The organism is Erythrobacter donghaensis, from assembly GCF_001557325.1.
Taxonomy (GTDB): domain Bacteria; phylum Pseudomonadota; class Alphaproteobacteria; order Sphingomonadales; family Sphingomonadaceae; genus Erythrobacter; species Erythrobacter donghaensis_B.
Map to the genome: position 1 here is coordinate 16,930 of NZ_LSJS01000120.1, position 12,245 is coordinate 29,174.

Annotated in this window: 12 protein-coding genes; 11 read left to right on the plus strand and 1 reads right to left on the minus strand. The window is 66.8% G+C overall.

What is annotated here, in order from left to right; all coding sequences use genetic code 11:
* The first annotated feature begins 54 nt into the window (after window positions 1-54).
* Genes rimP through rbfA form a run of 6 tightly spaced genes read left to right on the plus strand, consistent with a single transcriptional unit; the run spans window position 55 to window position 6,434 of the window.
* Window positions 55-621 (plus strand): ribosome maturation protein RimP, encoded by a 567-nt coding sequence (gene rimP, locus AX692_RS06525; protein WP_073975920.1) that lies wholly within the window; start codon window positions 55-57, stop codon window positions 619-621.
* Window positions 618-2,246, plus strand: a complete 1,629-nt coding sequence (nusA, locus tag AX692_RS06530; protein ID WP_073975919.1) for a transcription termination factor NusA — start codon at window positions 618-620, stop codon at window positions 2,244-2,246. Before rimP ends, nusA begins: the two co-directional genes overlap by 4 nt.
* Window positions 2,227-3,006 carry a DUF448 domain-containing protein gene (locus tag AX692_RS06535; RefSeq protein WP_081095182.1) on the plus strand — a complete coding sequence of 260 codons (780 nt, stop codon included), beginning with the start codon at window positions 2,227-2,229 and terminating at the stop codon, window positions 3,004-3,006. Before nusA ends, AX692_RS06535 begins: the two co-directional genes overlap by 20 nt.
* Before the next feature lie 9 nt (window positions 3,007-3,015).
* Complete coding sequence (infB, locus tag AX692_RS06540; RefSeq protein ID WP_073977140.1) at window positions 3,016-5,571, plus strand: translation initiation factor IF-2; 2,556 nt, start codon at window positions 3,016-3,018, stop codon at window positions 5,569-5,571.
* A gap of 21 nt (window positions 5,572-5,592) precedes the next feature.
* Window positions 5,593-6,036 (plus strand): PaaI family thioesterase, encoded by a 444-nt coding sequence (locus AX692_RS06545; protein WP_073973326.1) that lies wholly within the window; start codon window positions 5,593-5,595, stop codon window positions 6,034-6,036.
* Entirely contained in the window at window positions 6,036-6,434 is a 399-nt protein-coding gene (gene rbfA, locus AX692_RS06550) for a 30S ribosome-binding factor RbfA (protein ID WP_073973327.1), read from the plus strand. Before AX692_RS06545 ends, rbfA begins: the two co-directional genes overlap by 1 nt.
* A 112-nt stretch (window positions 6,435-6,546) precedes the next feature.
* Here rbfA and AX692_RS06555 read toward each other — a convergent pair whose 3' ends face one another.
* Window positions 6,547-7,131, minus strand: coding sequence for a YceI family protein (locus tag AX692_RS06555; RefSeq protein WP_073977141.1), 585 nt, complete (start codon window positions 7,129-7,131; stop codon window positions 6,547-6,549).
* Between the two features lie 80 nt (window positions 7,132-7,211).
* Between AX692_RS06555 and AX692_RS06560 the strand changes: the two genes are divergently transcribed.
* The 5 genes from AX692_RS06560 (at window position 7,212) to pnp (ending at window position 12,200) form a co-directional block, all read left to right on the plus strand.
* Window positions 7,212-7,787 (plus strand): thymidine kinase, encoded by a 576-nt coding sequence (locus AX692_RS06560; RefSeq protein WP_073977142.1) that lies wholly within the window; start codon window positions 7,212-7,214, stop codon window positions 7,785-7,787.
* A 25-nt stretch (window positions 7,788-7,812) separates the two neighbouring features.
* Window positions 7,813-8,505 carry a site-2 protease family protein gene (locus AX692_RS06565; protein WP_073977143.1) on the plus strand — a complete coding sequence of 231 codons (693 nt, stop codon included), beginning with the start codon at window positions 7,813-7,815 and terminating at the stop codon, window positions 8,503-8,505.
* A complete protein-coding gene (gene truB / locus AX692_RS06570) occupies window positions 8,478-9,449 on the plus strand; it encodes a tRNA pseudouridine(55) synthase TruB (RefSeq protein WP_269135704.1) in 972 nt (323 codons plus the stop codon). The genes AX692_RS06565 and truB overlap by 28 nt, the downstream gene beginning before the upstream one ends.
* Window positions 9,450-9,461: 12 nt before the next feature.
* On the plus strand, window positions 9,462-9,731 hold the full coding sequence (gene rpsO, locus AX692_RS06575) for a 30S ribosomal protein S15 (RefSeq protein WP_067403000.1): 270 nt from the start codon (window positions 9,462-9,464) through the stop codon (window positions 9,729-9,731).
* Window positions 9,732-9,905: 174 nt separating this feature from the next.
* Entirely contained in the window at window positions 9,906-12,200 is a 2,295-nt protein-coding gene (gene pnp / locus AX692_RS06580) for a polyribonucleotide nucleotidyltransferase (protein WP_073977144.1), read from the plus strand.
* The last annotated feature ends 45 nt before the right edge of the window (window positions 12,201-12,245 follow it).

A 12,245-nucleotide genomic window follows, 5' to 3' on the forward strand; every position in this document is an offset into this window, starting at 1 on the left:
GCGGGGGCCGGCCCGAAACCGCGTTGCCGCAATGATCTGCTGACGAAAGAATCCATGGCCGATATTGCCCGCCTGACCCAGCTGATCGAACCCGAGGCCACTGCGCTCGGGTTCGAACTGGTGCGCGTGGCAATGGTGCCGTCCGAGGCCGGCGACGGCGGCATGGCGCTCCAGATCATGGCCGAAGACCCGGCGACCGGTCAGCTGGTGCTCGACCAGTGCGCCGCCCTCTCGCGCCGCATCTCCGACGCGATCGACGCTGCGGAAGAGGCGGGCGAGGAGCTGGTCGAAGGCGCCTATCACCTCGAAGTCAGCTCACCCGGCATCGACCGTCCGCTCACCCGCGAGAAGGACTTTGCCAACTGGGCCGGGCACGAGGTGCGGATCGTCATGGACAAGAGCTATGGCGGCCAGCGCGTCAACAAGGGCGTGCTCGGGGGCCTCGAGGATGGTATGGTCCTCGTCAAGGAAGTGAAGGCGGGCGATGTGCGCCTGCCGCTCGCAGAAATCCACACGGCAAAGCTCGTCCTCACCGACGCGCTGATCGCCGCCACCCGCCCGCTCGACACCAGCGGGGCCGACGAACTCATCGAAGAAGATACAGAGAAGGCAGACGACTGATGAGTGCCATTTCCGCCAACAAGGCCGAACTCCTCGCGATCGCGAACGCGGTCGCCTCGGAAAAGATGATCGACAAGGCGATCGTCATCGAGGCGATGGAAGAAGCGATCCAGAAATCGGCGCGCAACCGCTACGGCGCCGAGAACGACATCCGTGCCAAGCTCGATCCGCTGACCGGCGATCTGACGCTGTGGCGCGTGGTCGAGGTGGTCGAAGAGGTCGAGGACTACTTCAAACAGGTCGATCTGAAGCAGGCCGAAAAGCTCCAGCCGGGTGCCAAGGTGGGTGACTTCATCGTCGACCCGCTGCCCCCGGTCGATCTCGGCCGCATCGATGCGCAGTCGGCCAAGCAGGTGATCTTCCAGAAGGTCCGCGATGCCGAGCGTGAGCGTCAGTTCGAGGAATTCAAGGACCGTCAGGGCGAAGTCATCACCGGCGTGATCAAGTCGGTCGAATTCGGCCACGTGATCGTCAACCTCGGCCGCGCCGAGGGCGTGATCCGCCGCGACCAGCAGATCCCCCGCGAAGCCGCCCGCACCGGCGAGCGCGTCCGCGCGCTGATCACCAAGGTGGAACGCAACAATCGCGGGCCGCAGATCTTCCTCAGCCGCGCGCATCCCGACTTCATGAAGAAGCTGTTCGCGCAGGAAGTGCCCGAAATCTACGACAACATCATCGAGATCAAGGCCGCCGCCCGCGACCCGGGCAGCCGCGCCAAGATCGGCGTGATCAGCCGCGATTCGAGCATCGACCCGGTCGGCGCCTGCGTCGGCATGAAGGGCAGCCGCGTGCAGGCGGTGGTGCAGGAACTCCAGGGCGAGAAGATCGACATCATCCCCTGGTCGGAAGACACCGCGACCTTCGTGGTGAACGCGCTCCAGCCCGCCACCGTCAGCCGCGTCGTGCTCGACGAGGATGATGGCCGTATCGAGGTGGTGGTGCCCGACGATCAGCTGTCGTTGGCCATCGGCCGCCGCGGCCAGAACGTCCGTCTGGCGAGCCAGCTCACCGGCCACCAGATCGACATCATGACCGAGGAAGAAGCCTCGGAGAAGCGCTCGAAGGAATTCGCCGAGCGGTCCAAGATGTTCGAGGAAGAACTGGACGTCGACGAGACGCTGTCGCAGCTGCTGGTCGCCGAAGGCTTCGCCGAGCTGGAAGAAGTTGCCTATGTCGACCTCGCCGAACTCGCGAGCATCGAGGGCTTCGACGAGGAGCTCGCCGAGGAACTCCAGAGCCGCGCGCTCGAGGCGCTCGAGCGTCAGGAAGCCGCGCACCGCGAAGTGCGCCGGGGTCTGGGCGTCGAGGACGCGCTCGCCGAAATCCCGCACCTCACCGAGGCGATGCTGGTCACGCTCGGCAAGGCGGGGATCAAGACGCTCGACGATCTCGCCGATCTCGCCACCGACGAGCTGATCGCCAAGAAGCGCGAAGCGCCGCGTCGCCGCGCGGCCGCCGATGGCCCGCCGCAGCGCCGCCCGCAGCGCGAAAGCGACAAGGGCGGGGTGCTCGGCGAATACGGCCTCTCGGAAGAGCAAGGCAACGAGATCATCATGGCCGCGCGTGCGCACTGGTTCGAAGACGAGCCGACCGAGGAGGCCGCCCATGCGGACTCCACCCAATGAGCGCCTGACGTCCGACATCGCCGAGCCGTCGCTCCCCGCCAAGGCGGAGAGCGAGCGGCGCTGCATCCTCTCCGGGGACATCTCGGCGCGGGACAGCCTCGTGCGTCTGGCGATTTCGCCCGACGGGCTGGTGCTGCCCGATGCCGCGGCCAAGGCCCCCGGGCGGGGCGCCTGGATCGGCGTGACCCGCGCAGAGCTTGAACACGCGCTTGCCGATGGCCATCTCAGGAAAGCGCTGATGCGCGCCTTCAAGGGTGCGCCTCTCACCATTCCCGAGGATCTGCCCGCCCGGATCGAGGCGGCGCTTGCGCGTCACCTCGGTGATCGGCTCGGGCTCGAACTGCGCTCGGGCAATATCGTGCTGGGCTCGGCCCGGATTGCCGAACAGGCCAGAAGTGGCCGGATCGCGGCGCTGCTGCACGCGTCCGATTCCAGCGAGGACGGGCGGCGCAAGCTCGATCAGGCCTGGCGCGTCGGCAACGACGCCGAAGGCTCGGGCGAGCGCGGCACGGTCTTGCCCCTAGACCGCACCGCGCTGTCTGTGGCATTGGGCCGCGACAATGTGGTCCATCTGGGGGTCGCCGGCCATGCCGGCGATATGCGCGCCGCAGAGCGCGTGCTCCAGGCGGTGTCCCGGCTGGTGCATTTCGCCGGGAATGATCGGACGAGACTGACGCATGATGACGGCCGGGACTTGCCCGGCGACGCAAGTCCGCCTTCGGGCGGGGCAGCGGCAATTGACGAATACGTGAAGGACTGACGAGCGATAATGAGCGACGACAACGACAACCAGCGCACCCGCAAACCCCTCGGCCTCAAGCGGTCGGTGGATGCGGGCGAGGTCAAGCAGACCTTCAGCCATGGCCGCACCAACAAGGTGGTGGTCGAGGTGAAGCGCCGCCGCGTGCTCGGCAAGCCCGGCGAGGCGGCTCCGCCGACGCCCGCGCCCGCGCCCGAACCGGTCGTGGCCGCGCCGACGCCGCCGCCGCCGCCTGCCTCCACGCCCGCTCCGCGCACCGCGCGTCCCGCCCCCGCCGGCGAGACCCCGCAGGAGCGCGTCAAGCGCCTCCAGCTCGAAGCCGAGGAGGAGCGCCTGCGCCTCGCCGAGGAAGCCCGCAAGCGCGAGGACGAGGAGCGTGCACGCGCCGAAGAGGAAGAGCGTCGCCGGACCGAAGAACGCGCCCGCGCCGAAGAAGAGGCCGAGCGCCAACGCGCCGAGGCCGCCAGCGCGCCCGCCGCGTCCGAACCTGAGGCCGCGCCCGTGGCCGAGGCGCCTGCGGCTCCCGAAGCTGCCGCTCCCGCAGCCGCCGTGCCCGCCGCGCGCCGCTTCACCCCGGTCGAGCGCCCCGAGCCCAAGCGGCCCGCCACGATCGAAGCCAAGCCCAAGAAGAAGGACGACAAGCGCGCCGCGCCTGCCGACGAGGGCAAGGACAACCGCCGTTCGGGCAAGCTCACCGTCACCCGCGCCCTCAACGAGGACGAAGGCCGTCGTGCGCGCAGCCTCGCCGCGCTGAAGCGTGCGCGCGAGAAGGAGCGCCGCGGGCAGGGCGGGCCGTCGAAGCCGCGCGAAAAGCAGGTCCGCGACGTGGTCGTCCCCGAGGCGATCACCGTCAGCGAACTCGCCAACCGCATGGCCGAGAAGGGCGCCGACCTGGTGAAGGCGCTGTTCAACATGGGCATGATGGTCACGGTCAATCAGACCATCGATCAGGACACGGCCGAGCTGCTGGTCGAGGAATTCGGCCACAACATCACCCGCGTCTCGGCGAGCGATGTCGACATCGACACCAGTGCCGATGAAGATCCCATCGAGACGCAGAAGCCGCGTCCGCCGGTGGTGACGATCATGGGCCACGTCGACCACGGCAAGACCAGCCTGCTCGATGCCCTGCGCGGCACCGACGTGGTGAAGGGCGAGGCCGGCGGCATCACCCAGCACATCGGCGCCTATCAGATCACCACCAAGGACAAGTCGAAGATCACCTTCCTCGACACCCCTGGCCACGCCGCCTTCACCGAGATGCGCATGCGCGGGGCGAACGTCACCGACATCGTTATCCTGGTGGTGGCGGGCGATGACGGGCTCATGCCGCAGACGATCGAGGCGATCAACCACACCAAGGCCGCGGGCGTGCCGATGATCGTGGCGATCACCAAGTCGGACAAGCCCGAGTTCAACCCGCAGAAGATCCGCGAACGTCTGCTCGAGCACGAGATCGTGGTCGAAGCGATGTCGGGCGACGTGCAGGACGTGGAAGTCTCGGCCAAGACCGGGGCGGGGCTCGACAAGCTGATCGAGGCGATCGGTCTCCAGGCCGAACTGCTCGAGCTGAAGGCGCGGCCCGACCGCGATGCCGAGGCGACTGTAATCGAAGCCCAGCTCGACAAGGGCCGCGGGCCGGTTGCGACCGTGCTCGTCACCCGCGGGACGCTCAAGCGCGGCGACAATTTCGTGGTCGGCACCCAGTCGGGTCGCGTCCGCGCGATCGTCGACGACAAGGGTCAGCAGCTGAAGGAAGCCGGCCCTTCGATGCCGGTCGAGGTGCTGGGCCTGGGCGGCGTGCCGTCTGCGGGCGACAACCTGACGGTGGTCGAGAACGAACAGCGCGCCCGCGAGGTCGCCAAGTATCGTCAGGAAATCGCGACCGAGAAGCGCACCGCGCTGGCGCCGACCAATTTCGACACGATGTTCAACAACCTCGCCTCCAACGTCATCGAGTATCCGGTGGTGGTGAAGGCCGACGTGCAGGGTTCGGTCGAGGCGATCGTCAACGCGCTCCACAACCTCTCGAATGACGAGATCAAGGTGCGCGTGCTCAATGCGGGCGTGGGCGCGATCACCGAGAGCGACGTGCTGCTGGCGGCGGCCTCGAAGGCGCCGATCATCGGCTTCAACGTGCGTCCCAACGCCAAGGCGCGCGACCTTGTGAAGCGCGACGGGGTGCGGATGATGTATTACGACGTCATCTACCACCTCACCGACGCGGTCGCCAAGGAGATGGCGGGCGAGCTCGGGCCGGAGCGGATCGAGACGGTCGTGGGCCGCGCCGAGGTCAAGCAGGTCTTCCCGGCGGGCAAGAAGGACAAGGCGGCGGGTCTGCTGGTGCTGGAGGGTGCGATCAGGAAGGGCCTGTTCGCGCGTCTCACCCGCGCCGACGTCATCGTCTCGGCCACCAAGATCGCCTCGCTGCGGCGCTTCAAGGACGACGTGGACGAAGTGCGCGCGGGTCTCGAATGCGGCGTGGTGCTGGAAGACACCAACGACATCAAGCCGGGCGACAACCTCGAAGTCTTCTCGGTCGAGGAGCGTGAGCGGACGCTGTGAGCCGGATAGGGGAAGCACGCCATGGCGGAGTATGAACCGGGCGAGGGCTCCTGGGCCCAATCCCCCCACACGGCGTTGCTCGGCAGCGAGTTCGTCAGCTTCGACGAGGCGACCCAGACCGTCACCATGCGCTTCACCGTCAAGCGCGAGATGTGCACCTGGCGCGGGGGCGTGCAGGGGGGCCTGGTCGCGGGCTATCTCGATGACGTGATGGGCTATGCCTATGTCGCGGCCACCGGCGGCGTCATGGCGCCGCTCAACCTCGAGATTTCGATGAGCCTCATCCGCCTGATACCCGAAGGCGCAACGATCATCGGCACGGGCCGGGTGGTCAAAGCGGGCCAGCGGGTGGTGTTCCTCGAGGGCGAGTTGCGCGGGGAGGACGGCACGATCCACGCCCGCGCCACTTCGACCGCGATCCCCACGGCAAAGCCTACGCCGGAAGTCACGGGGCTCGAGCGCTGATGGCCAGGCAACCCTTCACCGCCGAGCAGCAATCGGTCCGCGTCCTCAAGGTGGGCGAGCGGGTGCGGCATATCCTGTCGGAACTGCTCGCGCGCGGCGAGGTGCATGACGATGTGGTGAGCGCATCGCACATTGCGGTGACCGAGGTGCGCATGAGCCCCGATCTGCGCAACGCGACGGCTTACGTGAAGCCCTTGCTCGGCGCAGGGGATGACGACATCGTCCACGCCCTCAGACAGAACACCGCCTTCCTTCAGCGCGAGGTCGCCCAGCGGCTCGGCCTCAAGTTTGCCCCCAAGCTCCGCTTCCGCAAGGACGAGAGCTTCGCCGAAGCGGACCGGATCGAGGCTTTGCTGCGCGATCCCAAGGTGGCGCGCGATCTTGAGGATGAGGAATAACCCTCGTCATTGCGAGCCGAAGGCGCGGCAATCCATGACCCGCCGTCGCCAAGGCCGCAAGGTCAGTCCATGGGTTGCTTCGTCGCTGCGCTTCTCGCAATGACGAGGTTAGTTAGCGCGGCAGCATCCGCGCCTTCAGCGTGATGTCGACCTTGTTGCCGACGATCAGCTGGTAGGACTTCATTCCGAACTGCCGTCGGTCGATGGTGGTGGTGCCGGTGAAGCTGATGGGCTTGCCGGCATTTCGCACCGGATCGGCATCGAAGGTCACGCTGAGCGTCGCGGGCTTCGTCACCCCGCGCGCGGTCAGATCGCCCGACACCGTGCCCTTGGTCGCGCTCGCCAGCTTCAGCGAGCGGCCGGTGAAGCGGATCGTGGGGTATTTCTCCACCCAGAAGAACTTCTCGCCGCGTAGCCGGGCGAGCGTGACGCTGTCGGGCGCCTCGATCGCGGTCGCATCGAAGGTCACGTCGATCACCGCCTTCTCGGGCGCGCCGGGCACGATCGTCACCAGCCCTTCCATCCGGGGGAAGCGCGCGGTCTTGCTGGCGAGGCCAAAGAAGGGAACCTTGGCCGAAACATTGCTCGCCGAGGCATCGAGCGTGTAGCGCTGCGGCGTGCTGGCGGTGTTGGCCAGCGCGAATGCGGCCAGCAGCGGGAGCAGAAGCAGACGGGGGATGGGGCGGGCGGGGTTCATACCATCTCCGATACGCATGACTTGCGCAAAAGGTTCACATCGCGCTCGCCCGTAGCGCGGCAAAGCGATAGGCAGCCGCGATGGCCAAGCTCTACTTCTACTACGCCAGCATGAACGCCGGCAAATCCTCGCACCTGTTGCAGGCCGATTTCAATTATCGCGAGCGGGGGATGCGCACCATGCTGTGGACCGCCGCGCTCGACAGCCGCTCGGCAGGGATGGTGCGCAGCCGCATCGGGCTCGAGAGCGAGGCGCAACGCTTCACCCCTGCAACCGACCTGTGGTCAACAATCAACGCCGCGCACAAGGTGGAGCCGCTCGATTGCGTGCTGGTCGACGAGGCGCAGTTCCTGACCCCCGATCAGGTCTGGCAGCTCGCCCGGCTCGCGGACGAGGGCGGGATTCCGGTGCTGTGCTATGGCCTCAGGACCGATTTCCAGGGCGCGCTGTTCCCGGGCTCGGCGGTGCTGCTGGGGATCGCGGACGCGCTGGTGGAATTGAAGGCGGTGTGTCACTGCGGGCGCAAGGCGACCATGAACCTGCGCGTCGATGCCGAGGGGCAAGCGGTCAGGCAGGAGGCGCAGACCGAAATCGGCGGCAACGACCGCTATGTCGCGCTGTGCCGCAGGCATTTTTCCGCGGCGCTGGCGGGCTGACCGCAGGCTTCCTATCTAGCGCGGCATGACCGAAACGCTTTTCTACGCGGCGATCCTTGTGCCATGCCTGATCATCGCCATCGTCTTCCACGAGGTCGCACACGGCCTCATGGCGTCGGCGCTGGGCGATCCCACCGCGCGCGAACAGCGGCGGCTCAGCCTTAATCCGCTGCGCCATGTGGATACGGTGGGCACGCTGCTGGTGCCCGGCGCGCTTGCGCTGCTCGGCGGGCCGATCTTCGGCTGGGCCAAGCCCGTGCCCGTCAACGCGCGGCGGCTCGATAACCCGCGTTTCGGGATGATGGCGGTGGCGGCGGCGGGGCCGGGGACGAACCTGCTGCTCGCGCTGGTAGGCGCGGTGCTGCTCGGCGTGCTGGCGGGCTCTGGCGTCGGGCAGGGCACCTTCGCGGCGAGCATTGCGGGCACGATGCTGACGACCTTCATCCTCATCAATATCTTCCTCGCGCTCTTCAATCTCCTGCCGATCCCGCCCTTCGATGGCTCACACATTGTCGGCGGGCTGCTGCCGCGCAGCATGGCGGCGCAGTGGCAGAAGTTGCAGCAGGTGGGGATGCTGCTGCTGGTGGCGCTGATCGCGTCAACCTGGGCCTTCCCCGGCTTCACCCTCGTCGAGCACACCGTCCTTCCGCCGGTGATGTGGCTGGAGGAGCGCTACCTCGCGCTCGCCGAGTGGATCGCGGGCGGGCTGGCGCGGTGAGCGGGCAGGTGCCCGCGCCGCTCTCGGGCTGGCTGATCCTCGACAAGCCGCGCGGGATGGGCAGCACGCAAGGCGTGAGCGCGGTGAAGCGCGTGCTGCGCCAGAACGGCTATGCGAAAACCAAAGTCGGCCACGGCGGGACGCTCGATCCGCTGGCCGAGGGCGTGCTGCCGATTGCCTTGGGGGAGGCGACCAAGCTTGCCGGGCGGATGCTGGATGCGAGCAAGATCTACGAGTTCACCGTGCAGTTCGGGCGGGAGACCGACACGCTCGATACGGAGGGCGCCGTGATTGCGCAGTCCGACGTGCAGCCGGGGTTCGGGCCGGTCGAGACCGTGCTGGCCGAACGTTTCACTGGCGAGATCGAGCAGATTCCGCCCGCCTATTCGGCGCTCAAGGTCGATGGCGCGCGCGCTTACGATCTCGCCCGGCGCGACGAGGAGGTGGCGCTGCAGTCTCGCAAGGTCACGATCTACGGCTGGGAGTATGTCGCGGAAGGTTTTGTCGGCGAGTTTGATGCAAGCGAGCAGTATGCGACTTTGCGGGTGCATGTCTCCAAGGGCACCTACATCCGCTCCCTCGCCCGCGACATTGCCCATGCGCTGGGCACCTGCGGCCATGTCACCTACCTCAGGCGCATCAAGGCCGGGCCCTTCCGGCAGGAACAGGCGATTTCGCTGGACAAACTGGAGGAAGCGGCTAAGGGCGCAGGCCTTGAACACCTCCTCCTGCCGCTGGAGGCGGGGCTGGACGACATCCCGGCCCTCGCACTCGACCAGACAAGCGCGCAGGCGGTCCGACAGGGCCGGGTGCTGTCTGGCATGCCCCTGTCATCCGGGCTCTATCTGGCGAAGCTGGGCTCTGTTCCCGTTGCGCTGATGCAGGTCACGGATGGGACGGCCACGGTCGTCAGGGGTTTCAACCTTCCCGATGTCGCTGAGTAAGAGAGAACACACATGTCGGTGACCGCCGAAAAGAAGCAGGAAATCATCTCGTCCAACGCCCGTGATCCCAAGGACACCGGCAGCCCGGAAGTCCAGGTCGCGATCCTCACCGAGCGCATCCGCAACCTCACCGAGCACTTCAAGGATCACCACAAGGACAACCACTCGCGCCGCGGCCTGCTGATGATGGTCAACAAGCGCCGCACGCTGCTCGCCTACCTCAAGAAGAAGGATGTCGAGCGCTACAACGCCCTGATCCAGAAGCTGGGTCTGCGCAAATAAGAGTTTCGCAGGAAGGCGGCTCGATGGGCCGCCTTTCTCGCATTTGGGGCTAGCGGGCATCCGGCCCGCTGCCTTGGGGCCAAACCAGCGCCCCGCACCGGACCGGGACGGTTTCTTCCCCGGCACATGAGGCCCCGCCCGGCAATGCGGCCGCGCGGGTCAGAAGGAAAACCAATGTTCGACACGAAAACCGTATCGCTGGAGTGGGGCGGAAAGACCCTCACTCTGGAAACCGGGCGTATTGCCCGTCAGGCCGATGGCGCCGTTCTGGCCACCTATGGCGAAACCGTGGTTCTGTGCGCCGTGACTGCCGCCAAGTCGGTCAAGGAAGGGCAGGACTTCTTCCCGCTCACCGTCCACTACCAGGAAAAGTTCTCTGCCGCCGGGCGCATCCCGGGCGGCTTCTTCAAGCGTGAACGCGGCGCGACCGAGAAGGAAACGCTTGTTTCCCGCCTGATCGACCGTCCGATCCGCCCGCTGTTCCCCGAAGGTTTCTACAACGAAATCAACGTGATCGCGCAGGTCCTGTCGTTCGACGGCGAGACCGAGGCCGATATCGTCGCGATGATCGCGGCCTCGGCGGCGCTCACCATCTCGGGCGTGCCCTTCATGGGCCCGATCGGCGCCGCGCGCGTCGGCTATGTCGACGGCGAATATGTCCTCAACCCCAAGCAGGACAAGGCGCTCGCCGAAGGCCGCCTCGACCTCGTGGTCGCCGCGACCGACAAGGCCGTGATGATGGTCGAATCCGAGGCCAAGGAACTGACCGAGGACGAAATGCTCGGCGCGGTGATGTTCGCGCATGACGAGATCCGCAAGGTGATCGGCGCGATCGTCGAGCTGGCCGAGCAGGCCGCCAAGGACCCGTGGGACATCGACGTCAGCGACAACACCGCCGACATCAAGGCCAAGCTCAAGGAACTGGTCGGCGCGGACATCGCCGCTGCCTACAAGCTCACCGACAAGTCGGCGCGCTCGAACGCGCTGAACGAGGCGCGGGCCAAGGCCAAGGCGGCGTTTGCGGACGAAACCCCGCAGACCCAGATGGTCGCGATCAAGACCATGAAGAAGGTGGAAGCCGACATCGTGCGCACCGCCATCCTCAAGGAAGGCAGCCGCATCGATGGCCGCAAGCTCGATCAGGTCCGCCCGATCGAAGCCATCGTCGGCTTCCTGCCGCGCACGCATGGCTCGTCGCTGTTCACCCGCGGCGAGACCCAGGCGATCTGCACCACCACGCTCGGCACCAAGGATTCCGAGCAGATGATCGACGGGCTCGAAGGCCTCAGCTACTCGAGCTTCATGCTGCACTACAACTTCCCGCCCTATTCGGTCGGTGAAGTGGGCCGCTTCGGCGCGCCGGGTCGCCGCGAAGTCGGCCACGGCAAGCTCGCCTGGCGCGCGCTGAACCCGGTGCTGCCCTCGAAGGAGGACTTCCCCTACACCATCCGCGTCCTGTCCGACATCACCGAGTCCAACGGCTCGTCCTCGATGGCGACGGTGTGCGGCGGCTGTCTGTCGATGATGGACGCAGGCGTGCCGGTGAAGGCGCCCGTCAGCGGCATTGCCATGGGCCTGATCCTCGAAGGTGACGAATTCGCCGTCCTGTCGGACATCCTGGGCGATGAAGACCACCTCGGCGACATGGACTTCAAGGTCGCCGGGACCGCCGAAGGCATCACCACGATGCAGATGGACATCAAGATCGCCGGCATCACGCAGGAGATCATGGCCAAGGCGCTCGAGCAGGCGAAGGCTGGCCGGATGCACATCCTCGGCGAAATGACCAAGGCGCTCGGCACCGCCCGCACCGAAGTCAGCAAGCACGCGCCGCGCATCGAGACGATCCAGATCGACAAGTCGAAGATCCGCGACGTCATCGGCACGGGCGGCAAGGTGATCCGCGAGATCGTCGCCGAAACCGGCGCCAAGGTCGACATCGACGATGAAGGCGTGATCAAGATCTCGTCCAGCAACCTCGACGAGATCGAAGCGGCGAAGAAGTGGATCCTCGGCATCGTCGAGGAAGCCGAAGTCGGCAAGATCTACAACGGCAAGGTCGTCAACATCGTCGATTTCGGCGCCTTCGTGAACTTCATGGGCGGCAAGGACGGTCTCGTCCACGTCTCGGAAATGCGCAACGAGCGGGTCGAAAAGCCCACCGATGTCGTCTCCGAAGGCATGGAAGTGAAGGTCAAGGTGCTCGAGATCGACCAGCGCGGCAAGGTCCGCCTGTCGATGCGCGTCGTTGACCAGGAAACCGGCGAAGAGCTGGAAGACACCCGTCCGCCCCGCGAACCGCGCGAGCCGCGCAGCGGCGGCGACCGTGGTGATCGCGGCGATCGTCGCGGCCCCCGCGGCGGCGGCGACCGTGGGCGCGGCGGCGATCGTGGCGGACGCGGCGGTGACCGCGGCGGCCGCGAGCGTGACAGCGGCCCGGCGGGCCTGCCCGACTTCCTGAAGGACTGAGCCTCCTTTCCCCCTCCTCTTCAGAGGAGGGGGTCAGGGGGGGGG